At 57.8% G+C, this 25,550-nt stretch carries 19 protein-coding genes, 1 tRNA gene and 1 pseudogene; 7 read left to right on the top strand and 14 right to left on the bottom strand.

What is annotated here, in order from left to right:
• From VGK48_23110 to pta, 4 genes are all read left to right on the top strand, one after another.
• Nucleotides 1-458 (top strand): hypothetical protein (locus VGK48_23110; protein ID HEY2384074.1); only part of this gene is annotated, 458 nt, incomplete at its 5' end.
• A gap of 132 nt (nucleotides 459-590) precedes the next feature.
• Nucleotides 591-3,332, top strand: a complete 2,742-nt coding sequence (locus tag VGK48_23105; GenBank protein HEY2384073.1) for an ATP-binding protein — start codon at nucleotides 591-593, stop codon at nucleotides 3,330-3,332.
• On the top strand, nucleotides 3,325-4,749 hold the full coding sequence (locus tag VGK48_23100) for a sigma-54 dependent transcriptional regulator (protein ID HEY2384072.1): 1,425 nt from the start codon (nucleotides 3,325-3,327) through the stop codon (nucleotides 4,747-4,749). The genes VGK48_23105 and VGK48_23100 overlap by 8 nt, the downstream gene beginning before the upstream one ends.
• Nucleotides 4,750-4,755: 6 nt before the next feature.
• Nucleotides 4,756-5,730: a phosphate acetyltransferase gene (gene pta / locus VGK48_23095; protein HEY2384071.1), complete on the top strand. Its 975-nt coding sequence runs from the start codon at nucleotides 4,756-4,758 to the stop codon at nucleotides 5,728-5,730.
• A gap of 4 nt (nucleotides 5,731-5,734) precedes the next feature.
• Here pta and VGK48_23090 read toward each other — a convergent pair whose 3' ends face one another.
• From VGK48_23090 to VGK48_23070, 5 genes are read right to left on the bottom strand one after another with little or no spacing between them, the layout of a single operon-like run.
• On the bottom strand, nucleotides 5,735-5,968 hold the full coding sequence (locus tag VGK48_23090) for an FmdB family zinc ribbon protein (protein HEY2384070.1): 234 nt from the start codon (nucleotides 5,966-5,968) through the stop codon (nucleotides 5,735-5,737).
• Nucleotides 5,969-5,985: 17 nt separating this feature from the next.
• Nucleotides 5,986-7,056 carry a hypothetical protein gene (locus VGK48_23085; GenBank protein HEY2384069.1) on the bottom strand — a complete coding sequence of 357 codons (1,071 nt, stop codon included), beginning with the start codon at nucleotides 7,054-7,056 and terminating at the stop codon, nucleotides 5,986-5,988.
• Nucleotide 7,057: 1 nt separating this feature from the next.
• Complete coding sequence (locus tag VGK48_23080; GenBank protein HEY2384068.1) at nucleotides 7,058-8,896, bottom strand: M28 family peptidase; 1,839 nt, start codon at nucleotides 8,894-8,896, stop codon at nucleotides 7,058-7,060.
• Between the two features lie 9 nt (nucleotides 8,897-8,905).
• Entirely contained in the window at nucleotides 8,906-9,184 is a 279-nt protein-coding gene (locus VGK48_23075; GenBank protein ID HEY2384067.1) for a hypothetical protein, read from the bottom strand.
• The gene (locus tag VGK48_23070; GenBank protein ID HEY2384066.1) at nucleotides 9,171-10,448 is read right to left on the bottom strand and encodes a crosslink repair DNA glycosylase YcaQ family protein; all 1,278 of its coding nucleotides are present in this window, start codon (nucleotides 10,446-10,448) and stop codon (nucleotides 9,171-9,173) included. Before VGK48_23070 ends, VGK48_23075 begins: the two co-directional genes overlap by 14 nt.
• A gap of 186 nt (nucleotides 10,449-10,634) precedes the next feature.
• On the opposite strand from VGK48_23070, the gene VGK48_23065 reads away from it, so the two are divergent.
• Nucleotides 10,635-11,033 (top strand): VOC family protein, encoded by a 399-nt coding sequence (locus VGK48_23065; GenBank protein ID HEY2384065.1) that lies wholly within the window; start codon nucleotides 10,635-10,637, stop codon nucleotides 11,031-11,033.
• A gap of 88 nt (nucleotides 11,034-11,121) precedes the next feature.
• Nucleotides 11,122-14,367: a DEAD/DEAH box helicase gene (locus tag VGK48_23060; protein HEY2384064.1), complete on the top strand. Its 3,246-nt coding sequence runs from the start codon at nucleotides 11,122-11,124 to the stop codon at nucleotides 14,365-14,367.
• Nucleotides 14,368-14,403: 36 nt separating this feature from the next.
• On the opposite strand, the pseudogene nhaA reads toward VGK48_23060, so the two are convergent.
• The 9 genes and pseudogenes from nhaA to VGK48_23015 form a co-directional block, all read right to left on the bottom strand.
• Nucleotides 14,404-15,524: pseudogene (gene nhaA / locus VGK48_23055) on the bottom strand (Na+/H+ antiporter NhaA).
• 108 nt (nucleotides 15,525-15,632) lie between these two features.
• The gene (locus VGK48_23050) at nucleotides 15,633-16,037 is read right to left on the bottom strand and encodes a ribonuclease HI family protein (GenBank protein ID HEY2384063.1); all 405 of its coding nucleotides are present in this window, start codon (nucleotides 16,035-16,037) and stop codon (nucleotides 15,633-15,635) included.
• Nucleotides 16,037-16,768: a C4-type zinc ribbon domain-containing protein gene (locus VGK48_23045; protein HEY2384062.1), complete on the bottom strand. Its 732-nt coding sequence runs from the start codon at nucleotides 16,766-16,768 to the stop codon at nucleotides 16,037-16,039. The genes VGK48_23050 and VGK48_23045 overlap by 1 nt, the downstream gene beginning before the upstream one ends.
• A gap of 22 nt (nucleotides 16,769-16,790) precedes the next feature.
• A tRNA-Ile gene (locus tag VGK48_23040) sits at nucleotides 16,791-16,864 on the bottom strand.
• A 91-nt stretch (nucleotides 16,865-16,955) separates the two neighbouring features.
• The gene (gene rpoD / locus VGK48_23035) at nucleotides 16,956-18,767 is read right to left on the bottom strand and encodes an RNA polymerase sigma factor RpoD (protein ID HEY2384061.1); all 1,812 of its coding nucleotides are present in this window, start codon (nucleotides 18,765-18,767) and stop codon (nucleotides 16,956-16,958) included.
• A 35-nt stretch (nucleotides 18,768-18,802) separates the two neighbouring features.
• Nucleotides 18,803-20,533 carry a DNA primase gene (gene dnaG, locus VGK48_23030; GenBank protein HEY2384060.1) on the bottom strand — a complete coding sequence of 577 codons (1,731 nt, stop codon included), beginning with the start codon at nucleotides 20,531-20,533 and terminating at the stop codon, nucleotides 18,803-18,805.
• 108 nt (nucleotides 20,534-20,641) lie between these two features.
• Nucleotides 20,642-23,002, bottom strand: a complete 2,361-nt coding sequence (locus VGK48_23025) for an endonuclease MutS2 (protein ID HEY2384059.1) — start codon at nucleotides 23,000-23,002, stop codon at nucleotides 20,642-20,644.
• A 6-nt stretch (nucleotides 23,003-23,008) separates the two neighbouring features.
• Nucleotides 23,009-23,752, bottom strand: a complete 744-nt coding sequence (gene larB / locus VGK48_23020) for a nickel pincer cofactor biosynthesis protein LarB (protein ID HEY2384058.1) — start codon at nucleotides 23,750-23,752, stop codon at nucleotides 23,009-23,011.
• A gap of 66 nt (nucleotides 23,753-23,818) precedes the next feature.
• A complete protein-coding gene (locus VGK48_23015) occupies nucleotides 23,819-25,267 on the bottom strand; it encodes a ChaN family lipoprotein (GenBank protein HEY2384057.1) in 1,449 nt (482 codons plus the stop codon).
• Nucleotides 25,268-25,341: 74 nt separating this feature from the next.
• On the opposite strand from VGK48_23015, the gene VGK48_23010 reads away from it, so the two are divergent.
• Nucleotides 25,342-25,550, top strand: a 209-nt coding sequence (locus tag VGK48_23010; protein ID HEY2384056.1) for a UbiA family prenyltransferase, incomplete at its 3' end; no start/stop codon positions are given.

The following is a 25,550-nucleotide window of genomic DNA, read 5'->3' as shown; positions in this document are numbered from 1 at the left end:
GCATCCCATCGCAGGGTTTCCGGCTGAGCGCGAACCGGAAGTTTGACGCTTTTGAGGCCGGCGTCAGCTATGGCGGCGTGGCAGCCGCGGGGGTCGACGACCGGGTCTCGAGCATCGATGATCTGAAAACGCAACTGCTGCGGCGCAGATTCCATACGGTGGCCGTGCGATTCAAAGCGGATGTGACCGCTACCCAGACGGAAATCACTTCGGTCTATCGCTGGAATTCGGGGTTCAATGTTTCCCAGCTCGATCCGTATCAACGAGTCATGGACTACAACGATCCGACGTTCAGTTTTTCGATTGCGCAGAACCTGCCCACCTTCAGGATGCTGCCGGCCCGTTTTCAGGCGATCCTGGATGCCCGGAACGTCCTGGACCAGACATTCAGCATTTCCCACGCGCAGGTCGGCCAATATCCCCGCTTGCTCAAAGGTGGTATCAACATCAGGTTCTGACCTTTAGTCGGGCAATACGCAAATTCAGTGCGCAGAATTCCATTATTCATATCGCGCATATATTGAAACGGCTAAGCTTAGCGTTATGTGTATGGTTTTTTGGAAGGCTGTTTGCTAACTCGATCGGGATAAATGGGCCGAACAATCTTCTCGTTCAAATACGTCGCCACCGTGCTGCTGACGGTCGGGCTCCTGATTCTGGGGTTCCTGAACGCCCAGCAGAAGCGCCGGTATATCCCTCCGGATGATGGGGCGTCATGGATTCAGACCGCGGCCGGAATCCAGGCCCGCCTGGTCGTAGCCGATGGACCTGCCGATAAGGCGGGAATCCGGCAGAGCGACGTCCTCAAAGCCATTAACGGCCAGACTCTTCGTAGCGATCGTCATGTCACCCAGATGCTCTATGAACTGGGCGTCTGGTCCCGCGCCACCTACACGATCGTGCGGAACGGCCAGGAAATTCCCACCACGGTCGTCATCGGGCCTCCGCCGGAGCAGTACCTGCGGCATCAGCAGTATCTCGAAATCATCGGTCTGGTTTACTTCCTGATCGGCGTATTCGTCCTTTTCAAGCGATCGCGCGCACCTCACGCGCTGCACTTTTATTTCGTCTGCCTGACCTCCTTTGTGGCATATGCGTTCCACGCCACCGGCAAATTCAATCCATTTGACTGGACGGTCTTCTGGCTGGATCTGGCGGCCGGCCTGTTGCTGCCGCCGCTATTCCTGCACTTCTGCCTGGATTTCCCGCTGGAGAACAAGTGGGTCAAAGAGCGCCGCGTGTTTCTGTACCTGCTTTACGTGCCGGCAGCGCTGGTCTTTATCGCGCAAACGGCGTTCATCAACGGCGTGATCACCTTTTCGCCCTCACCGATCGTGCTTCGGGACCTGCTCGATAACATCGGCGATGTCCTTTTCGGCGCCTATTTCGTGACCAGCGCCCTCGTGCTGATGCAGACCTACAGAACCGTCCGCGTTCCCGAACTGCGTCAGCAGATGAAGTGGGTCACGCGCGGGACCGCGATTGCGGTCATTCCGTACTTCCTGCTGCAGTCCATTCCGCGGTTGTCGGGCGTGTTGCCGCAGATGTACGCCGAATTCGCGATCTTCCCGCTGATCCTCATTCCGATCTCTTTCGGTTACGCGATCCATCGCTACCGCCTGATGGACGTGGACATCATCTTCAAGCGCGGCGTCACCTATACGCTGGCGACGGCATGCGTCATCGTGCTGTATGCCACCGTCGTCGTCAGCGTCGGCGAACTGGCGGCCGGCTTCGAACCGCTCAGCACCGTCGCCCGCGTGGTCGCAACGATAGTTGCGGCGCTGCTGTTCGCGCCCATCAAGGACCAGTTCCAGATCTGGCTCGATAAATTTTTCTATCGGGAACGTTACGACGTCCGTCAAACCATTATTGACTTCGGCCGGACCCTGGGCTCGGAAGTCGATCTCGATAACATGCTGGACCGTATCGTGGACCGTCTTGAACGCGCGTTGTTTGTCAACCGCGCCGCCATTTTCCTGGAACATCCCTATGATCCGTCGCGGTTTATACCTGCGCGGATCACCGGTCTCACCATTCCCGAGAACGCGGATTTCTCATTCCTGAAGTCCTCGACCGAGCGGCGGTATTTCTTCTTCGAAGCGGATCTCCACAACCTGAACTACTTCATTCCGTGCCGCGTGAAAGACCGCGTCATCGCCTACATCGCGCTTGGACGAACCCAGAACGGCGATTACCTGACCAGCGAAGACCTGGAGCTGTTGGAAACCGTTTCAGGCTATATTGGCATCGCTATCGAAAATGCGCGGCTGTATCGCTCGCTGGAGCAGAAAGCCACGGAATATCAGAGTCTGAAAGACTTCAGTGAGAACATCATCGAATCCATCAATGTGGGCGTCGTGGTCGAAGACGTCGACGGAAGGATCGTCGGCTGGAACCGGGTGCTCGCCAGACTGACCGGACGCAGCCATCGCGATACCTGCGGCCGGCGGACTTCAGAGGTTATTCCCGGGCAGTTCCTTCAGCGCCTGATGGAGCATGGCCAGCTGTACAAGCAGCCCTGGAACGGGCTGATCGTTAATTTCTCCGCCACATCGCTGGTCGACAAGGCCGGCGCCACGCGCGGAACGCTGATCATCATCGACGACATTACGGACCGTATCCGGCTTGAGGATCAGCTGGTTCAGAACGATAAGCTCACCTCGATCGGCCTGCTGGCGGCCGGTGTCGCCCATGAAGTGAATACGCCGCTGGCGGTCATTTCAAGCTACTCCCAGATGCTGCGTAAAGAAATCGGCCCCGAGGATTCCCGCCACAAATTGCTGGAGAAGATCACGAAGCAGACATTCCGCGCCTCGGAGATCGTCAACAGCCTGCTGAATTTTTCGCGCACCAGCGCGACCGAATTCGCGGAAGTGGATATCCACCAGGTCATCAACGAAACGGTCTCGCTGCTCGAACATCAGTTCAAAACGGCGCGCATCCTGGTGGCACGCGAACTCCTGGCGGATTGCCCGTCGACCTTCGGCAACGCCGGAAAACTTCAGCAGGTTTTCCTGAATCTTTTTGTGAATGCCCGCGATGCCATGCCGGAAGGCGGCGAGCTGCGGATCCGCAGCGAAGCGGCCGATTCCAAAATCGAGATCATCGTCAGCGACACCGGAATCGGAATCAACGGCGAAAACATCAAAAAGATTTACGATCCATTCTTTACGACGAAGGCCGCCGGGAAAGGTACGGGACTGGGACTGTCCGTCAGTTATGGCATCATACAGGAACATGGCGGGAACATTTCGGTGGAGAGCCGTCCTGGCGCTGGAACTTCGTTCAAGTTAGAGCTACCCCTGGTAAGGAAGCCGGTAAATGTCTAAGCGAAAAGGCAACGTCCTCATCATTGACGATGAGGAGGAAATTCGGGAGAGTATCGAACTCCTGCTGACGTCCGAAGGCCTGTCGGCGGATACCGCCGAGGACGGCGAAAAAGGCCTGAAGAAGATTGAAGACAATCTGTACGATGCTGTTCTCCTGGATCTGATGCTGCCCGGCAAGTCCGGCATGGAAATTCAGAAGGACATCCGTCGGATCGATCCGACGCTGCCGATCGTCATCATCACGGCGATCGGTGCCCTGGAAACAGCGGTTACGGCGATCAAAGAAGGCTCCTACGATTACGTCACGAAACCGTGGAACAACGAGAAACTCGTCGTCATCGTAAAAAATGCCATCAAGCAGCGGCAGCTCACGAGCGAGAACATGCAGCTGCGGCGGGCCCTCAAAGAGCGCTTCGGCTACAACAACATCATCGGGAAAGGTGAAAAGATTCAACGCGTGCTCGACCTGGTAACGCAGGTCGCAGCGAGCCGGAGCACCGTCCTGATTCAGGGTGAAAGCGGCACAGGCAAAGAGCTGATCGCCAAGGCGATTCACCTCAAGAGTAATCGCGCAGACAGGGCATTCGTCGCGGTCAATAGCGGCAGCATGCCGGTCGATCTGCTGGAGAGCACCCTCTTCGGTCACATGCGCGGCGCCTTTACGAGCGCGATCGCGTCGAAGAAGGGCCTGTTCGAAGTCGCCGATCAGGGCACGATCTTCTTCGACGAAATCGGCACCATCAGCATGGAGACCCAGGCCAAGCTCCTGCGCGTCATCCAGGAAAAAGAATTCATGCGGCTCGGCGCGACGGAGACGATCAAAGTCGACGCCCGGATCATTGCGGCGACCAACGTCGATCTGAAGAAGCTCGTCGATGAGGGACGCTTCCGCGAGGATCTCTATTACCGCCTGAATGTGATCAATGTCCAGCTTCCGCCGCTTCGCGAACGGAAAGAGGATATTCCGGCGCTGGTGGAATTTTTCACAAAGAAGTATTGCGAGGAAAACGAGAAGCCGTTATACCGCTTCAGCTCCGAAGCATTGAAAGTTCTGATGGACTACTACTGGCCTGGAAATGTACGCGAGCTTGAAAACGTGGTGGAGCGCGCAGTCGTTCTGGCGCAGGACGATATCATCGGCCGGGACCTCCTGCCCGAATCGGTGATTTCTCCGGCGTCGCGGTTCGCCACGTTATCTTCTTTCCCGCTCGGGAAGAACACCTCGCTCTTCGAGGTCATCGATGCGTTCGAAAAACGAGTCATCATCGAGATGCTCGAGCAGACGGGATGGAGCCAGACCGATGCGGCCGACAATTTCAAGATTCCATTGTCGACCTTGAACCAGAAAATCAAACGTCACGGCATCGAGATCAAGAAGAAACGCGAACGTCTCACCGGAGTTCCGACTGTCAAGTAAAGTCCGATGTCTGAACTGATAATGCAACTGCGCGCGCGCGCGTCAAGAGATCCGAAGCGGATCGTTTATCCCGAAGCCGCCGATCCGCGGGTGCTGCGCGCGGCGGAGCAAATCGTGAAGATGCGCATGGCGAAGCCCTTGCTGGTTGGCGTACCTCAGGTGGTGGAAGCCCGGGCGCGGGAGCTCGGCGTGAATCTGGCGCACGTGGAGATTGTGGATCCGAAGACGCCGGCTCTGGTCGAGCGCTATACGAAGCTCCTGCTGCCGGATTGGAAGTCGCGGGGGATTACGGAAGTGGAGGCCATGAAGCGGCTGGATCATCCGATGTATTTCGCGGCGGCGATGGTTCGCGCGGGCGACGCGGACGGCTTTGTCGGCGGCGCAGCCACGACCACGGCCGATACGGTGCGCGCGGCCATCCATTGCATTGGTCTCAGCGCGACTTCGAAGACCGTCTCGAGTTTTTTTCTGATGGGGCTGCCGGCAGCGAACTTCGTGTTCGCGGATTGCGCCGTTGTGCCGGTTCCAACGGTTACCCAGTTGGCGGATATCGCGATGGATGCGGCGCGGAACGCACGCATTTTTCTGCAGCACGAGCCGCGGGTGGCGTTTCTTGCTTTTTCGACGAAGGGCAGCGCGGATCACGCGTCGCTGGACCGGATTCGAGAGGCGGTCGCGACGGTGAAGGCTCGGGTGCCGGAGCTCAGCGTCGATGGAGAGCTTCAGGTCGATGCAGCGATCGTACCGGATGTCGCGCTATCGAAGGCTCCGACAAGTCCGATCAAAGGGCGGGCGAATACGCTGATCTTTCCCGACCTGCACTCGGGGAATATCGCGTACAAGCTGACCGAACGGCTGGCGGGCGCGCGCGCGATCGGCCCGATTCTGCAGGGGCTGGCGAAGCCGGCCAACGACCTGTCGCGCGGCTGTTCGGTGGAGGATATCGTCGACGTGACGGCCATCACTTCGCTGCAGAGTTAGTCCGTTAATCCGTCATTCCGCACATGCCGGGTTGGGCAGAGCCGCAGCGGCCACAACCCGGGCCTTCCGAGGCAGATTCGCTGGTGCTGCTGCTGGTGCCGGCGACGGCGAAGACCGAGAGCTGCTTTTCGACCTTCCCGCTGTTGCAATGAATGCAGTCGGCGGGAGAGTCGTAGCGCGGCACGATCTTTTCGAAGGCGCGGCCGCAATTCTGGCAGAGATATTCAAATAAGGGCATAGATACTCCTTTCCTCCTCAGCTCGACGGCTTGTCCACCCAGTCCGCGATAAACACATTCGTCTGCGTCTCCGTCTTCCCATGACGCGTCGACCCCCAGATCAGATGTTTCCCATCGCGGGTAAACATCGGAAATCCGTCGAAGCCTTCGTCGAACGTGATCTGCTCCAGCCCCGTGCCATCCCGGTTGACCATATAGAGATCGAAATTCGGGCTCTTCGGATTCGGATTATTCACATTCGACGCGAAGATGATCCGCTTCCCATCCGGATGGAAATACGGCGCGAAGTTCGCGGCGCCGTTATGGGTGACCTGCCGCTTGTCGCTGCCGTCGGCGCGCATCACCATGATCTCCAGCTTCGTCGGCATCACGAGATGTTTCGCGAACAATTCCTTGTATCGCGCGACCTCCTCCGCCGTCTTCGGCCGGCTCGCGCGCCAGACAATCCACTGGCTGTCGGGCGAATGCCAGGCGCCGCCGTCGTAGCCCAGTTCGTTCGTCAACCGGCGCTGCTGCGTGCCGTCGACGTTCATATCGTAGATTTCGAGGTCTCCGTCCCGCGCGGAAGTAAACACGATCTTCTTTCCATCCTCTGAAATCGTGCCTTCCGCGTCATACCCATTGGCCGTCGTGAGGCGTTTCAGATCCGTGCCGTCCGGTTTCGCTGAAAAGATATCGTATGTGGGATAGATCGCCCAGACATATCCCTCAGATCGATCCGCGGGCGGCGGGCAGTCCGGCGCTCCCAGATGCGTCGACGCATAGATGATTCGCTGGCCGTTCGGCGTGAAGTAACCGCACGTGGTGCGTCCCTTCCCCGTGCTCACCAGCTTCTGGTTGGATCCATCCCGGTTCATTGTGAACATCTGGTCGCACTTGTATGGCTCGCGCGTCGACTGGAATATGATCTTCTGGCCGTCAAACGAAAAATACGCCTCGGCGTTGTCTCCATCGAAGGTGAGCTGGCGGATATTCCGCAGATGCACTTCCTTCGGGTGCGGCTGGATCGTTTGCGGACGAGCCACATAGACGCCGCCCATGACTCCCGCAGCCACAAACATAGCGGTCAAAATGCGCGTAATCTTCACACTATCTCCTCGCTTCCAAGGTGACGTTGGCTTTCACGTCCTGCCCATTGCGCTTCACGACGACGGCAACCACGTCTCCGGGTTTCCTGTCGCGCAGCGCGTAGGTAAAGTCATACAGATTCTGGATCGGCTTGCCGTCGAACTCCACCAGCACATCGCCCTGCTTCAGTCCCGCTTTCGCCGCCGGACTGTTGGTCTGAACGTCCGAGAAAAGCACGCCTTTCGTATTGCTCCCGAAATCCGGGATCGACCCGAAGTATGGCCCATATCCTCCGCCGCCGCTGCCCGAGGACGGCGCCTTCGGCTCCTGCACTTCGACGTACTGGACACGGGCGATATCCGTGGCCAGGCGATCCATCATCATATAGACGAGGGACAGCACCTTGACGGCGCCCGGTGCGTTGATCTTGTCCGCCGTATCGGACGGCTTGTGATAATCCGAGTGCAATCCCGAGAAGAAAAACAAAACCGGAATCTTCTTCGCGTTGAACGAGGTGTGATCGCTGGCGCCGTATCCCGAGTCCGAGTAGTCGAGCTGCAGTCCGACGGGCTTGTCCAGCTCCTCCAGCCACGGCTTGAAGACGGGAGACGTCCCGACGCCGCCGACAAACAATTTATCGTTGCTCAGCCTTCCGATCATATCCATATTGAGCATCGCCATGACGTTGCGCAGCGGAATCGTGGGATGGTTTACATAATTGGCCGAGCCGAGCAAGCCCAGTTCTTCGCCCGCAAAGGTGATGAACAGCACCGAGCGCTTCCACTCGCGCTTATTTTTCGCAGCCAGCCGCGCAAGCTCCAGCACGCCCGCCGTACCGGAAGCATTGTCATCGGCTCCGTGGTGGATCTGACCGATCTGGGACGGAGCCAGCGAATTCTGATCTCCGAGGCCGAGGTGATCGTAGTGCGCGCCGACCACGACCCACTCGCTCTGCAGCATCGTGTCGGAGCCCGTCACCGCGCCCACGACATTCCGGACTGTCTTGCGCGTGCGCACGATATCGGTCACGAGGTGCGCATTCTCATTCGGCAGTTCGAAGGACTCCGGCTTCTTGTCCGCAGCCATCTTCTTTTCGGCCGCGGCAATGTCCTTGCCGGACAGCTTGAAGAAAGCCTCAACTGGTTGGCGTTTCGCGTAGATCGCAGGAATACCGAGATCCGATGTTTCCTCCGTGCGGGCAACTTTCCGCACATCCATCTCAGGCGGACCTTCGCTATCGATGAAAATGATGGCCTTCACGCCGTGGCGCTTGGCGTTGACAACTTCCTCGGTGAGCGAGGCGTGAGCAGCGAAGGTGTTCGGACCGGCATGCCCTTCGGACGCCATGCGCAAAACGACGGCAATCCTGCCCGTTGCGTCGACACCGTTGTAGTCGTCGTAATTCGATTCCGGCGCCGTGATGCCGTAGCCCGCGAACAGCAGGGGCGCATCCACCGCAGCGGAACTGGAAAACAGCACCGGAGCAAAATCCTCGTCGACCCTCAGGCGGCCCGTGCCGAACTGAAGCTCGTTGTGGGGGCCTGGCTCGGCGCCCGTCGTGATTTCAAACGACTGGAAGTAGGTTCCATTGTCGCCCATGGGCTTGAGCCCCCATGAGCGAAACTGTGACGCGATGTAATCCGCCGCCTGATTGAGTTCCGGTGTGCCGTTTCCGCGGCCCTTCATCTGATCGCTCGCGAGATACTTCACATCGTCCAGATATCGCGAAGCCGAAAGATCCGTTAGCGCCTGGGCTGCCGGCCGCGCAGCCGGAGCGCTGATCAGCGAATTCAGGTAGAACGTCGAAACCGCAGCCAGCGCGGCGACGAGCAGAATCGCAGGATATCGGGTCTTTTCCATCGTTACGTTTTAGCAGGAAATAATGCCGGCCTGCTCGAATTCTTCAACCTGGTCGGGATGTTCTTCAAGATGTTGCCGGACGGCGCGCACCGCAAGGTGACGAACGAACAACCCGTACGGAACCATGAAAGCGAAAACCACGAAACTCAGCGCATAAAGGCTTTTCAGAACCAGAGCGATCGGAATCACGACGAAGAGGAACATCATCTTATTCAGGAGCGCGCCTTCCGGCTTCGCCTTGCGCCACCAGTAATTGGCTTCGACGGGGCTTATTTCACACTCGAACATCGACCTGCGCCCCTTTGCCCCAGAATTCTTTCAGGTCGTGGATTCCCGTCATTTGATGCGGTCCATAATCGGAGCCCTGCAGCCGGACTTCGCCCAGGTTCGAGCGAATGAAGGCTGCCAGCTCGCCGGCACGTTTATGAATCGCTTTCTCCACAGACTTCGGAATGCTGGAATCGAAGAGTAACAGGTCTACTTCGCCGTCGTCCTCGGCCCACTCCCAGACGCCGACCACGCGGCCGTTCAGGATGATGGTTGCGAGCGGATCGTTGATCAGTTTTCCTTTCCAACGAGAGAACGGCTTATCGGCGTGCTCGACAGGCACAAACCGGCTGACAACTTCGCGTTGTCCCTTGAGATAGGTATCGCGATAGGGAATGAAATTCAGAACGCCTTCCGGAGGCTTGAAACTCATGAGAGCTTCGAGATCGGCTTCGCTGATGAGGAACTCGTCCTTGGTGCCTTCCACGGAGATCGGCACGAGTTTGGGTTTGATCTCGTTCGCGCCCTTGATCGCATCCGTCACGTTGATGCCGGCCCACCAGGCGAAATCCTTCACGCGCGCAGGACACTCGGCGCGGAAATATTGCGCTGCGAGTTGAGCGCAGGCTGCTTCAATCCGCAGATTGAAAGGATCGGCGTCGGGCAGAAAAGAAGACGTCAGGACGTAGGAGTACTCGGTGGAATCGAGCCGCTTCTTGCCCTGCTGCTTGAGCAGCTTTCCTTCTTCCTTAAGAAGATTCACGGCGAGCGCCAGGCTGCTGGTCAGGCCGATGCGCTTGAGATCGATTCCGAAATCGCGTACCAGATTCGCGGGAACAGACTGCTGGATCTGTTCCATTGTCCTGGCTGAAGACTGAACCGCTTTGAGAATGGCGGTCTTCAGTTTCTCCATATCCGCTTCGTTTACCGGCATCTGCTGGCGCGCCTGCTTGCTCAGTTCGGTGAATGTGCGAGGGCGGATGCGCAGGGCGACATTTGTCTGATCGCGCGGGACCAGCATCGTGCAGCCCCGGAGTGTCTCGAGCTGAATCAGTTTGTGATCCTCGAAGACGAGCTTGTTGAGGTCTTCAGGGCGGATCGTGGGAATACGGGCGAAAAGGCTTAAGTAGGGAGTAGAGCAGCCCGGAGAATAGATCCAGCCAGTGGCCCGAATGAGATCCAGGACGTTTTTCGATGGATAGGCATGGTCGAGGAACTGGCGGTGCATTCGCCAGGAGTTCAAGAGATCCAGGGAAATGGGCTTTTTGACCTTGGAACTGGTCATACAATCAAATCAAAGTTCACAGCGGAATGGACCTCCGGTCCGGAACGTCTCCCCAAATGTGTTACACTCCCGCACCGGACGCAGGTCCATTCATTGTAGGTCGTGTACGGGGTGTAGTCAATGGAGGGGCCTGATTTTCGGGGTGCTTCGCGCCACCCCGCCTTGGAAAGGCGGGGAATATTGGTGATGACAAACATGTTTCTCGGCCTTCGCCACGTGGCTCTGAATGTTCGGGACGTCCGGAAGTCGCTGGATTTTTATTCCAAGGTTCTCGGCATGACCCTGGAATGGATGCCAGACGAGGATAACGCCTACCTGACGTCCGGCTCGGATAACCTCGCCCTCCACAAGCTGCCGGCCGGGGCGGAACCCGGCAAGGTGCAGACCCTTCATCACATCGGCTTCGTCGTCCGCCGCCCTGAGGACGTCGACGAGTGGGCCGACCGCGTCAGAAAACAGGGCATCGCGCTCGCCGCCGAACCGAAGACTCATCGCGACGGCGCCCGCTCATTCTATTTTTATGACCCGGATGGGCTGCTGATCCAGCTCATCTACCATCCGCCGATCAGCCAACTTCCGGCCTGAGTTTTCCGATCCGCTCGCAGCGAGCCACTACCGGTCGGATGATTTCCTGGCCCCCACTTTGTCCTGTTTCCCGTTATCATCGAGTTTCATGAAATGGATTCGCAGAATTCGTGGGGATATCGAACCTCGCGCCCGGAATCTGGGAGAAGGATGCCTGCAGGAGGGGCACGTCAATGTGCGGAGCGGCACGGCCGGTAAAGTCACGGCGATTGTGAACGGCTCCGGCAATCATCTTGTCCAGATTCGTCTGGACGGTGACGCCGTGATTTCCTACTGCGATTGCGATCCGTTTATGGCCGGCAAGTTCTGCGAACACATCTGGGCGACGCTGCTTGCATCGGAAGATCGAGGTCACCTTGGACGGATCGCCTCAATGTGGGATCCATACCTCGAGCATGGCCTTGAATATGAATTCGATGCACTGGAGCCTGTTGGCGATCCGAATGCGCCGGCTTCCACGGCCCAGGTGCCGCCGCAGGCAAGTGCGCCCAAGCCGCCACGAATTCCCCGCTGGAAACAGGAGATCGCGCTGGTTCGCGAACTGTCCGGTCTCGGGCAGCGGGAGGACGGTGGAGAGACCCGGCAAGTCCGGTACTTTGTGGACATCTCGGAGTGCCTCGCGGCGAAGACGCTGATTGTCCAAAGCGTCGTCCAGCACTTGAGGAAAAACGGCGAGTGGAGCCGGCCAAATTTTCAGGACCTCTGGATTCGAAACGTCGATCAGCTCGCCCCCGCCGACACGCGAATCCTTTCGCTGCTTTCACCGGCGACATCCTTTGGCAATGCCCCTTCGCAAACTGCGATCTCGACGCGCCACCGCCTTCCCGCGGCCACTTTCGATGTCCTGATGCCGATGCTGTGCGCGACAGGACGCTTCTTTCTGCGAACCACGGATGCGCCTGACGATTACAAAATCCTGGAGTGGGATGGCGGAGGTCCGTATGTATTCCGCATGAATATCGTTCGGGACGACGATCCGGGCCAGTACCGGATTACGGCTTGCCTGAAACGCGGCGAGGAGAACGTGCCTTTAGCGGAGCCGGTGTTGCTTGTCCCGGGGCTGGCATTCTTCAAAAATCGGATCGCCGGGTTCGACGAGGCGCGGGCATTTGAATGGGTCGAGCTGCTCCGAAAAGATGGGGCATTGAAGATTCCGGTCGAACAGCGCAACGAGTTCATAGCGGAGCTTGCGAAGTTCCGCGAGATGCCGCCGCTGGAATTTCCCGACGATCTGCGGATCGAACCTCGATCGTTCAGCGGGCCGCCGCGGGTCACCATTCGAGCGAAGAAAGAGAGATGGAACGCCCAGGGAAAGCTCGAATGCGAAGTCTCGTTCGACTACGGCATTGAAGTTCCCGAAAAGGAATCCGCGATCGCGCTGAAGGACCCGGCGCGGGATGTATTTTTTTCTCGAGACCGTGAGGCCGAAAGCAAGGTGATCCAGCGCCTGCTCGATCTCGGCATGAGGCGGGTCTCCCGTTGGAATTCCCAGGGCGAATGGGAACTGGCGCCGGGCCGGCTGCCGGCGCTGGTCCGAGAGTTGGTTGCCGGAGGCTGGCGTGTTGAGGCCGAAGGGAAGCTTTACCGCCGGTCCGGCAACTTCAAATTAGAAGTGACCTCCGGCGTCGATTGGTTCGACGTGCGCGGGACCGCCGAATTCGAAGGCCAGATCGTGGCGTTGCCCGAACTCCTCAAAGCCGCCAAACGCGGCGACAACATGGTGGCGCTTGGCGATGGTTCCTACGGTCTGTTGCCGGAAGAGTGGCTGAGCCGGTATCGCTTTGTCGGAGGACTTGGCAAGGAGGATGGCGATCAGATCCGGTTCACACGCGGGCAGGCCGGCCTGCTCGATGCATTGCTTGCCAGCCAGCCCGAAGTCACTTTTGACCAGGGCTTCCAGAAACTGCGGCTTGAACTGGAGAGTTTCGCCGGCGTTCAGGAGGCGGATTCGTCGCCGGAGTTCAAAGGCCAGCTCCGCGATTATCAAAAGGAGGGCCTGGGATGGCTGCGGTTCCTTCGCCGGTTTGGTTTCGGCGGCTGCCTGGCCGACGATATGGGCCTCGGAAAAACCATTCAGGTCCTCGCCTTGCTGGATTCGGATGACCGGCGTGGACCGGCGCTTGTCGTCGTGCCGCGATCGCTGGTCTTCAACTGGAAGCAGGAGGCTGCCCGATTTGCTCCGCGGTTGCGCGTCCTGGATCTCAGCGGCGCCGGCCGGAAAGATCGCTGGAGCGAGGTTTCGGAACACGACCTGGTGTTGACGACATATGGAACGATGCGGCGGGACGCGCTCCAGCTCAAAGATGTCGAATTCGATACGATCATCCTCGATGAAGCTCAGGCGATCAAGAATGGCTCGTCCGAATCAGCCAAGGCGGCGCGGCTGCTGAAGGCATCCCACCGGCTCGTGCTCACGGGAACTCCTATCGAGAATCATCTGGGTGATCTCTGGAGCCTTTTTGAGTTCCTGAATCCCGGATTGCTCGGCAGCGCCGAGGTGTTTCGCATGCAAACCTCGGGTGCGCCATCGGCCGAGACCGCGCGTGTTCTCTCCCAGGCGCTGCGGCCCTTTATCCTTCGGCGGACCAAGGACCAGGTCGCGCGCGAACTGCCTCCCAAGCACGAGCAGACGATTTACTGCGAATTGAAAAGCGAACAGCGCAAGCTGTACAACGAACTGCGCGATCACTACCGCGGCGCGCTGCTCGGGCGTATCGACGACCTGGGAATTCAGAAAACGCGGATGCAGATTCTGGAAGCGTTGCTCCGCCTTCGCCAGGCCGCGTGCCATCCCGGCCTGATCGATAAAAAGCGGTCGGAGGACGATAGCGCCAAAATCGCTGCGCTCATTCCGCAGCTTCAGGAAGTCGTTGAGGAAGGCCACAAGGCGCTGGTCTTCTCGCAATTCACCAGCCTCCTTTCGATTGTGCGAAAGCGCCTGGATCAGGACAAGATTCCATATCTGTACCTGGACGGTAAAACCAAAGACAGGGAGAGTCTCGTCCAGACGTTCCAGACCGATCCGGCGTGTTCGTTGTTTCTCATCAGCCTGAAGGCCGGCGGCCTGGGATTGAATCTTACCGCCGCGGAATACGTCTTCCTGCTGGACCCATGGTGGAATCCCGCCGTCGAAGCTCAGGCGATCGACCGCGCTCACCGCATCGGGCAATCCCGCCACGTTTTCGCCTACCGCCTGATCGCGAAAGATACTGTCGAGGAAAAAGTCCTGGAACTGCAGAAGTCGAAACGTGATCTGGCCGACGCGATCATCAACGCCAACAACAGCGTCCTCAAGGGACTGAACCGCGAAACCCTGGAGCTTCTGCTGTCGTAGATCTGGTCGCTCATACAAGATATTTAAATCGCGTTTTCAGCCGCCTGCCGCCTGTTTCAGCAGTGCGTGCCCTGCCGCGACGGAGAGAACGCCGCCGGATGCCGATGCAACCAGAATCGACAGTTTGGCTGCCGCCAGGGAGGGACCCGATACAAACGCGAGTTGCGCGATGAACAGTGCCATCGTGAAACCAATCGAGCCGGTCATTCCGATAATGCTGATCTGGCGCCAGCCGACGCCGTTCGGCAACGAAGCCCATTTCAGCGCCACACTGAGCCATGAACTCGCAAGAATTCCAATGGGCTTGCCAACAAGAAGGCCCAGCAGGACTCCCCAGAATATCCACTGCGCCCCTCCCGTCAGATGCACGCTGTCGATCGAGACTCCGGCATTGGCGAAGGCAAACAAGGGCATGATTCCAAATGCCACCCAGCGATGGAGTATGTTCTGCAGCCTTTCGGAAGGTGAAAGCTCGACTCCGCCGGATTTATACATCGGTTTGACGGGCGTCATGAACCCGGCGATGACGCCAGCCAGCGTCGGTTGCACTCCTGCGACGTAGATGCCGGCCCAGATCACCGCTGCAGGAGCGATGTAGGCTGCGAGTGATCGAATACCTGCCCGCTGCATGCGAATGTCGCCAGGATTCCCAGAGCGGCAATCGGGAACCCGATTGCGGTAAGTGACGTCGAGTAAAACAATGCAATGACAACGATCGCGCCGATGTCATCGATGATCGCCAGAGCCAGCAACAATATGCGAACGGCTGGACTCACGGTTTTACCAAGCAAGGCCAGTGCTCCAGCGGCGAAAGCGATGTCGGTGGCCATCGGAACGGCCCAACCGGTCACGGATGGCCGATGAAAATTCAGGGCGAAAAAGATCAGCCCGGGAACGATCATCCCCCCGATAGCTGCGGCCACGGGCAGAGCGGCTTGCCGGCTGTCCTGGAGTTCGCCGAAATGCATTTCACGCCGGACTTCGAGTCCGACCAGCAGGAAAAAGAACGTCATCAAGACCTCGTTGATCCAGAAATGCAGGTCTTGCGTGAAGAAGAAACCGCGGAATCCGAGGCCGATGGGAATCCGCCATAAATCTGTGTAGACGTTTCTGAACGGTGAGTTTGAGCAGACCAGGGCCGCGGCTGCAGCCAGCATCAGGACAATTCCGCTGGCGGACTCGATCGCCAGGAAACGTTCGATCGGCGCCAGGATCCTCTGGATCGTACTTCGCCGGGCCCGCTTCGAATTTGCCATATTCGAGCTTCAGTACCAGGTAACGCTGTTGCGGCGGGTGTCCATCGCGAGGTTGGCCAGTTTATCGGCGTCCTGGTTCTGTTCGCGGCGGACGTGGGAGATGGAAAAACGCGGGATCAGTGCGATCCAGCGCTGAGCGGCAGCGTGCAGAGGGCGGATGGTTTCGTGGCGGACCTGATATTCGCCGAGGATCTGCTTCACGACCAGTTCCGAGTCCGCGTAAACATGCAGTTCGCTGCAGTGTGCAAAAACAGCGAATCGCAGAGCGGTAAGCAGGGCGGTGTACTCGGCGAAGTTGTTGGTTCCGGTACCGAGATATTCCGCGATTCCAGCAACCCCCGTGAAGTGGACACCGACCCCAGCCTCGCCCGGATTACCGCGCGAGCCGCCGTCGATGTAAGCTTCGAGCTTCACTAGGCAACTTCGAATGGATGGTCGAGATTCTCAGGATTGTAGAGGATTCGCTGGCAGGCGTCGCAGGCGATGATCTGGTCGTTTTTGCGGATTTCCTGAAAAACCTGCGGCCGGATCCGGACCTGGCAGATCTCGCAGACCTCGTTGCGGGCGGCCGCAACGCCGATGCCGCCGCGGTGTTTGCGGACGCGGTCGTACTGGGAGACCAGATCCGACGAAACGGTGGCCTGTATCTCCTTGCGCTCTTTGAGATAACCTTCCAGCGCACTGAGGTCGCGTTTGTTTTCCTCTTCGAGGGCTTTCCGCTCGTCGTGGACCTTAGCCTGGTCTTCCTTCAAGCGGACTTCGGCGGTCTTGATGTCGGTCTGCCCGGTTTCGGCTTCCATCATGAGGTTCAGAATGTCGTCCTCGATTTTGCGGATTCCGGTCTGAGCATGCTCGATTTCATGCTGGAGCGCGCGATACTCCTCGTTGGTCTTGACGGTGACCATTTGATCCCGGTATTTCGAGATCTTTCCTTCGATGCTGGTGATCTCCGATTCGAGTTTCTTGCGGTTTCCCTGATTGTTTTTGCCCTGCTCTTTGGAGGCTTCGAGGTGGGCCTGCGCCGACTTCAGCTTTTCGTCGAGAGCCTTGGAGATGCCGGGAAATCTGTCGATTCGTGCCCGAAGTTCCTGGATGGAGAGGTCGATGGTCTGGAGCCGGATGAGCTGCTTGAGATCTGAATTCATTTGTTTATCAAGGCTGCGCTAGTGGGCCCAGTAGGACTTGAACCTACGACTGCCCGGTTATGAGCCGGGAGCTCTAACCAACTGAGCTATGGGCCCGGAAGCAGGAACACAAGAAGCACAAGAGGCACAAAACATCTTGTGCCTCTTGTGCTTCTTGTGTTCCTGCTTTCAACCCTGTCAGTTTACCTTAATCGCGCCCGGTGCCGTCGAGGAAAGCTCGTAAACGCCGGCTGCGGCTGGGATGCCGCAATTTCCGGAGCGCTTTCGCTTCGATCTGCCGGATACGTTCGCGAGTGACGGCGAAATTCTGGCCGACTTCCTCGAGCGTATGCTCGGTTCCGTCTTCCAGGCCGAATCGCATTTTGATGACACGCTCTTCGCGCGGAGTCAGCGTGTTCAGAACCTGCTCGGTCATCTCCTTCAGGTTGATGTTGATCACTGCATCGGCCGGAGAAACCACACCCCGGTCCTCGATGAAATCGCCAAGATGCGAATCTTCCTCTTCGCCGATCGGCGTTTCCAGCGAGATCGGTTCCTGAGCGATCTTGAGGACCTTGCGGACTTTCGACACCGGAATATCCATCCGCTTTGCAATTTCTTCGCTGGTCGGTTCGCGGCCGAGTTCCTGCACCAGGGCGCGCGAAGTCCGGATCAATTTGTTGATGGTTTCGATCATGTGCACCGGGATGCGGATGGTACGTGCCTGATCGGCGATCGCGCGGGTGATCGCCTGGCGAATCCACCACGTCGCATAAGTCGAGAACTTGTAACCCCGGCGGTATTCGAATTTGTCGACGGCCTTCATCAGGCCGATGTTGCCTTCCTGAATCAGGTCGAGGAACTGCAGTCCGCGGTTCGTGTACTTCTTCGCGATCGAAACCACCAGCCGGAGGTTGGCCTCGACCAGTTCGCGTTTCGCGATTTCGGCCTGCACCTGGCCGCCCATGATGGTCTGGAGCGTGCGCTTCAATTCGAGCGCAGACGCGCGGGTTTCTTCCTCCATATCGGTGATCTTTTGTTTCACCGTACGGATGTCCTTCTGGATGGCCTTCCGGTATTCCTTTTTGGTGTGGTCGGCCTTCCGTTCGAGCTTGTTCAATTCCTGTTCGAGAGGACGAATCTTCTCGACAGTCGATTTCATCAAGCCCATCAAGCGGAGCTTTTCAGAATTCGAAAATTCGAGCGACCGGACCAGCTGGGAAAGATAAACCCGCGTCCGGCCAAAGTGCCAGGCCGCGCGCCGATACGGCCCCTTCTTGGATTTGGGTGCCTCATCGAGTTTCGCGCGCAGCGTGTTTACCTTCTTGTAGGTCTTTGCGATTTCGTCGATGACAGACAGCGTTTCCTGGTGCTTTTGTTCGATCTTTTCGTCCGTCAGTTCTTCATCGGTGAACTGGACGATGTCTTTGATGATGCTGGGGTCCTGCCGGAGTTGCTCACCCAGAGAAATGATTTCCCGGACGATGACACCGGAGCGGGAGAGCACTTTCAGGACTGTCAGCTGGCCGCGCTCAATGCGTTTGGCGATTTCGACTTCACCGTCGCGCGTGAGCAGGGGAACCGTGCCCATCTCGCGGAGATACATGCGGACGGGGTCATTGGTCTTTTCGAGCGCGCCGGGAGTCAGGTCGAGTTCGACGCCTTCTTCCGGAGCTTCGCCGTCGGCTTTCCGCTCTCCCTGGACTTTATCCAACGGGGCAAAAGTCTGGTCGTCGGTGTCGATAACTTCGATTCCGGCTGTTCCAAACGCGGTGAACAGGTCGTCGAGGTCCTCGGCCGACGCGCTGATTTCGGGAGGAAGCAGGTCACTCACTTCATCGTAAAGGAGATATCCCTTTTCCTTGCCGATATCGATGAGCTTTTGAACACTATCGTCGTACTTTTCGTCAAGACCGCCTACGCCTAAGTGCTCTTCCAGAGCTGTTCGCTTGGACGGAGCTTCCTTGGCGTCCTTTTCGGCGGTGGTGATTGTTCCTTTTTTATGATTACCTTTAGCCATTCCTTTATTCACTAATACGCTGCTCCCTCTTGTTTTCAAGCTTTGAACGCCGCGACGCGCATTTGTTCAGCCTTTAATTCTGCCAGCCTGCGTACCAGTTCCTGGGGGGCGGGTTCCCCGGAGCCGTATTCTTTAAGTTGTAAACGGATCTCCTCTAATTTTTGGACGAGGTGGCTGTCATAGAGTCGCTTCACGGAATCCAAAGCCTGGTCATTAGAAATAAGTCCAAATGGTTCCAAAACTGCAGCCCGGACCTCTTTCTTAAGCTCTTCATCTTGGACGTTTTGCAGAGCCATTTCGACGTTTCGGGCTGGATCTTTAACAAGTTCCTCGAACACCGGCCGGGACCAGAACTGTCCCTTAAAGTCGCTGCTGAAAAGAGGTTCCAGGACTGAAGCAATGTCCATGCCTTGCAATAAAGCGTGCAGCAGCTGCTTTTCTGACGATTTCAATTTCCGTTCCGGCGCTACCGGCAGCGGCGTCCGGGCCACCGGCCGGACTTCCGGCCGGCGCGGCGTCACCTTCAAGCGCTCAAAAATCGCGCTTTCCGGGACTTTGAAGGCTTCCGCGACCGCGCGGGCGATCTCGATCTGCTCCACACGGTCTTCAATCTTGGCGACATACTGCAGTACATCGTTCACGGCATTGGCTTTCAGGGCCGGCTCATCCAGGTCATGCTGCCGGGCCGCTTCCGTCATGAGGTACTGCCAGAAGTACGGCGCATTCGCGAGAAGTTTGGAATAAACCTCGCCACCCTCCTTACGGACATAATCGTCCGGGTCGAGGCCGCCCTCCAGCTTCAGGATTCGAATTCGAAGATTTTTCGCCAGTAATAGATCGATCGAGCGTCGCATGGCATTCTGACCCGCCGCATCCGGGTCGTAATTCATCACGACCTCTGGCACGTAGCGCGCCATAATTCCGACCTGTTGTTGAGTCAGAGCCGTCCCGCAGGAAGCGACCACGTTCGAAATTCCGGCTTGATGCAGGCTCAGGCAGTCGAAATAACCTTCGACCACAACCATGCGTCCAGACTTCTGAGCTGCATCCCGCGCGAAATGGAACGCGTACAACACTTGGGATTTCGAATAAAGCGGCGATTCCGGCGAATTCAGGTATTTCGGTTGCGCATCGGGCAGGAGCGCCCGGCCGCCGAATCCGATGGTCTTACCGCGCTCATTCCAGATCGGAAACATCAGCCGCCGCCGAAACCGGTCGTAGACTTCTCCGCGATCGTTCCGGACAAAAAGACCGCTGGAAACCGGATCTTTCAGCCGCAGATGGCCCAACAATCCGGATGCGGGCGCGTATCCCATCCCGAATTTTTTGAGGAACGTTTCGTTTACCCTTCGCTTTTCCACAACCTGCCTGGCCGGCGCCGCTTCCTCGCTGGAAAGCATCTGCTGGAAGTACGCGCCCGCCTGCTCATTGATTTCAAAGAGTTGCTTGCGTTCGCCAACTTGTTTGTCATCCAGGCCTTTCGAGGCGGGAATCGGAATGCCGCACTTTTCGGCCACAATCTCCACGGCCTCCGGAAAAGGCACATTCTCTACCAGCATCACAAATTTGAAAACATCACCGCCGGCCTGGCAGCCGAAGCAGTGAAAAAATTGTTTGTCCCGATGGACCGTAAACGAAGGCGTTTTTTCGGAGTGAAAGGGACAGAGTCCCTTGAGTGTCGTTCCAGCCTGTTTCAGGCTGACGTAATCCGAAACCACTCGGACGAGGTCGGCAGAGTTGCGAACGGTTTCGGTGAAATTGTTCATTATAAAGGGCTGCCGCGGGGTCCTGAAAACGAAATCGTTTAATTTATATGTGGTGAATCGAAAATATCAATAGGGAATTTAGACATGTAGTGGCGAGGGAAAATACCATTATTCACGAAGAGTGACGATCGTAACCCCACGTCCGCCTTCCGACTGCGGCGGGGATTCGAAATGGCTGACGTGTGGATGGTGGCTCAGAAGCTCGGCAATGGCATGTCGTAGCGCGCCCGTCCCCATGCCGTGGACGATCCGGATGAAGCTGACCTGGGCTAAGAAGGCGTCGTCGAGGAATTTATCAGCGAGTTCCACGGCTTCGTCGACTGTTCGTCCTACCAGGTTGATCTCATTCTTTTCGAATGGCTTGGTCGAGATGTTAACGCGTACATTTTCGGGCAGCTTGATCGGCTGGATTTCAACAGCCTGGAGGTCGGAAACCGGCCGCCGGAGTTTGATGTTTCCGACCAGAACTTCCGCCTCTTCGCCTTTCAGCAGAGTGATTCTGCCGGTGACGCCGAGCGACAGGACCTGGACCGCGGTGCCCTCTGCGACTGCGATAGGTTGCCGCGCCTTTGTTGCGGCGGCTGAAGGAAGGACCGGCGCGGGAGCCACCCTTTCTTTCTCCCTCCCCACTTCACGGCTGGCCTGAGCTTTCGCATTGGCGAGCTTCTTCTGGAACTCCTTTTTTGCGGACTCGTCTTTGACAGACTCCAGATCCCTGGCCGCCCGATCCGCCATGTCCTGAACAATGCGTTCGAGCTTCTTCTCGACCCGGGCGATCTCCTGCCTGTGCTGCGCGGTCAGCTGATCCAGTTCCTTCTGCTTCCACTCGTCGAATTCACGCCGCTCCTTTTCGAGCGTGGATTTCTCGTGCTCCAGATCGGCGATCCGGAGCCGGAGTTCTTCCACGTAATGCGCCGCTTCGAGGTCGGCGGTGTCCAGGAACCCGACAGCGGCAGCCAGAACGCTCTTTGGAAGCTGAAGGCGTTCGGCAATTTTCAAGCCGCTGGAAGCGCCGGAAAGCCCATGGATCAATCGATACGTGGGTTGCAGCGTGATTTCGTTGAATTCCATCGCCGCATTCGCCACTCCGGAGCTGGTTTGCGCGTAGAGTTTCAGACGGTTGTAGTGTGTGGTCGCAATCGTCAGCGCGCCGATTTCCCGAAATTGCTCCAGCACTGCGCGCGCGAGGGCGGCGCCTTCGCCGGGCTCCGTGCTGCTTCCGATCTCATCCAGGAGGATGAGGGACCGGGCAGTCCCCGACTCGATCATCGACTTGATCGCCAGAACGTGTGCCGAAAATGTGCTGAGGTGATTCGTAATCGATTGCTGGTCGCCGATATCCGCCAGAACGCGATCGAAAACCGGAACTGTCGCTTCTTCGGCAGGCACCGGAATGCCGGACTGCGCCATCAAGGCGAGCAGTCCTGTTGTTTTCAAGACGATGGTTTTCCCGCCGGCGTTGGGACCGCTGATCACGAGAATGCGCCGGTTCGGATCCATATCCAGTGAAACGGGAGTCATGGAGGAGTTTTCCCGCCGCAGATTATCCTCGAGCAACGGATGCCGCGCTTTGATCAGGCTTAACGCCCCGCGCGAAAAGACCGGACGGACGCAATCGAAATCGCGTGAAAATCTCGCTTTCGCAAAAACCAGCTCGAGGTAAGCCGACAGAGATAACGCGGAATCGATGAGGCCGGCGCTGGCCTGGATCAGATCGGTCAATTCCGCCAGGATTCGCGAAATTTCAGCCCGTTCCTCGTCCTGAAGCCGCACCCACTCATTGTTCATCTCGAGAACGGCAAGAGGCTCCATGAAAACCGTTGCGCCGCTTGAAGAACTGCCGTGGACAATGCCGTCCACGCTGCGCTTTTGCTCGGTGCGTACAGGAATCACGAACCGCCCGTTCCGGACCGTAACGAACTGTTCCTGGAGTTGGCTGGCGTACGCCGGACTTCGAAGGAAGGATTCGAGTTTTTCCGTCAGGCGGGCCCGCGTCGTGGATAACGCCCGGCGGATGCGCCGCAGCTCCGGGCTGTAGCTCTCATCGACTTCTCCGTTCTGGATGGCGCGGCCGAGCTGCTTGCTGAGTTCGCGCAAATCAGGAAATCGATTCCCGATTGCCGCGAGTTTCGGAAACGCTTCACGTTCGTCTTTCCATCGAAGCCGCAACCCTTCAACGTGCGAAAGGAAGGATTGAATGGCTTCGATTTCTGGAATTTCCAATACGGAGCCGGCGACGGATAGTTTATCCAGAGCTTCCGGCAGGAACTGAATGTCGTTGAACGGCACACGATGTTCACGCAGATACGCCACCGCTTCTGCGGTGATCGCGTGCTCGGTTTCCAGCTTTTCCTCGGAGAGCATCGGACCGAGCTCATCCAGCATGCGCCGGGCGGCGAGGGTGGAGACGTAACGGCCGAGCAGTTCCTTCAGCCGGTAAAACTCGAGAGCTTCGAGCGAAAAGTCCATCGTCGTCTACCTGTTGATCAGGCCGGCGACGACGCCGGCGCCGAAACCGTTATCAATATTGACGACAGTCACGTTCGAGGCACAGCTGTTCAGCATGCCGAGCAGTGCCGCGATGCCGTTGAAGCTTGCGCCGTATCCGATGCTGGTCGGAACTGCAATGACCGGCGCGGAAACGAGCCCGCCGACCACGCTCGGCAGGGCGCCTTCCATGCCCGCAACCACAATGACCACACGCGCCTTCGAGAGCCGTTCCCGGCGATCGAGCAGCCGGTGCAATCCCGATACGCCGACATCGTAGAGGGCGTCGACATGATTGCCCATGATCCTCAATGTGACGACGGCTTCTTCCGCGACCGGCATATCCGAGGTGCCGGCGGATACGACCATTACCGTGCCTTTGCCGTGGATCGTCCTGTCTTTATGGATCGCGATGGCCCGTGCGCCTTCGTGGAACTCGGCCTCGTGGGCAATTTGCTTTACGCGCTCGAATTGAGCGGGGTTCGCGCGTGTGACAAGGATATTGTGGTCGTGCTTGTGCATCGCTTCGACGATGCGTCCGACCTGTTCCACTGTCTTACCTGCGCCGAAGATGACTTCCGGAAAACCCTGGCGCAGCGACCGGTGATGATCGATATTGGCGAAGCCCAGGTCTTCGAATGGGAGTGCGCGCAGGCGACTCAGTGCGTCGTCGGCCGAGAGCGCTCCGGCCCGGTGGTCTTCCAGAATCTTTCGAATTTGTTCCTCTGTCATACAAAGATAATTGGCCACAAAAGGCACAAAAGGGAAAACAGTTCCTTTTGTGCCTTTTGTGGCTAATTAATACCTAGACGTCAGCTCCCGATAACATTCTAACGGACGCTGGGGTGTGTCGAGTGGATCTTGAAAGATCGCCTGGATCTCTCTGCGGGAAATGCGGGACTGCAGATATGCCAGAAAAAGCCTCCGCCCGAGCGCGTAGCCGAGCAGCTGGCTGAGCATGCGGGTGGTTTTCTGTTTTCCGGCTTTGGCTTCGATCGCGGATCGCAACGCCGAAAAGTGCTCGGCTCCCGGCCGCTTGCCGGGGTGCACCAGCAGTTCGATGGTTCGAGTGAGCTGATCGCTGCGGCCGGTCTGGCTCAGGACCCGTTCTGCCAGCGACTCGATGCCGTCGCGCGACGAATCCAGCAGCTTCGAACAGAAGTAGCCGAGTCCGCTTTCGATTACGCGTACGAAGAATTCATCGGGTGCCGCCCGCTCCACCGGTTTGTCGAGCTCGCCGCGGCAAGCCTGATGGATGCGGCGCGCGAACTCTTCCGCGGCCTGGCCCAGCTGGAATTCCTCAGGTACCGGTATGTGACTGACAACACTTTCACTCTTTTTCAATGCCAGAAAATCCATCATCAGTTCCATCAGTGTTTGCGTCAGGAGCGTCCAGTCGCCCGACGAATCCTCTTCGATGCATTTGTGCAGGTATTGCCGGAAGGATTCGTATTTCTCGATCGGTGTGGCATTGAAGACGCAGTAGCAGCCGGCGCGCACCCGCAGGGCGCGAGCCTCTCCGAGCCCGCTTTCTTCGAGCTTCCAGTAAAGCGCGTCGACATTCTGAAGGATCGTCAATTCCTTGAGCGCGATCTCCTTGCGCGCGGCAATGGCGCGCACCTGTCCGGGCAGATGGTTCGAGGCCAGGTGGGACTCGCCGAACAAGACGATGAGCGTTTGATCCGGATTCTTTTCCATCAACCGCGCAATCCGCCGGGCCACGCCCAGGTCCCGGCGTCCAATGCTGCGCATGTCGTTGCGGGGCTGGCAGTCGACGGCATGGACGGGAACCTTGAGGTCCCGGGCGGTCTGGAAGATCATCTTGTAGGACTGCCAGTCGCAGCCCCATTCTTCGTAATATCGAACCCTATCGAGAAACTCCTGCTCTGAAATTTCGCCCGCCATCCACGAGTCCAGAACCTTCTGGTGCCGCGCGAATACCGGTTCGACCGCAAGTGCCAGGTTTTTCTTGTGATTCGACAGTTCCTTCAACAAGCTTACGGCATAGGCCTGGCAGGCCGGCAAAGCGTGATAGTCGCCGATCCAGATCAGATTCGCCCGTTCTGCCTGTTGGAGGATGTCTTGAGGTGTGCAGACGGACTCAAAGCCTTGGAATTCCTTATTAAATTCATGGATATATTTTCGTGTGGGGGAGGGGTGAATCTCGCCGATGTCCGTCTGGATTCGCCGGACGGCCTCTTTCTTCAGCGCCGTTATCTCCCTAAGTCGTTGCTTCGAGTACGTCATAGTGAGTTAGACTTGGTGTGCCGATTATCGGGAGCTAAGTGTTGATATTACGTAAGTTACACATAACGCTCGATATGATTAAGTTCGAGCACACCGTCTTCGCCCTTCCATTTGCATTTATAGGCGCATTATTGGCGCGAAAGGGTTTACCAACGCTGTGGCAAACCAGCTGGATTCTTGCGGCGATGGTCGGAGCTCGCAGTGCCGCTATGGCTTTCAACAGGATAGCCGACGCTCGGTTCGATAAATTGAATCCGCGGACGAGTGGACGTGCCTTACCACG

The sequence above is a fragment of the Terriglobia bacterium genome (genome assembly GCA_036496425.1).
Classification (GTDB): Bacteria; Acidobacteriota; Terriglobia; order 20CM-2-55-15; family 20CM-2-55-15; genus 20CM-2-55-15.
Note: the sequence above shows the minus strand (reverse complement) of the source record. Positions and strands in the feature narration are given on the sequence as shown.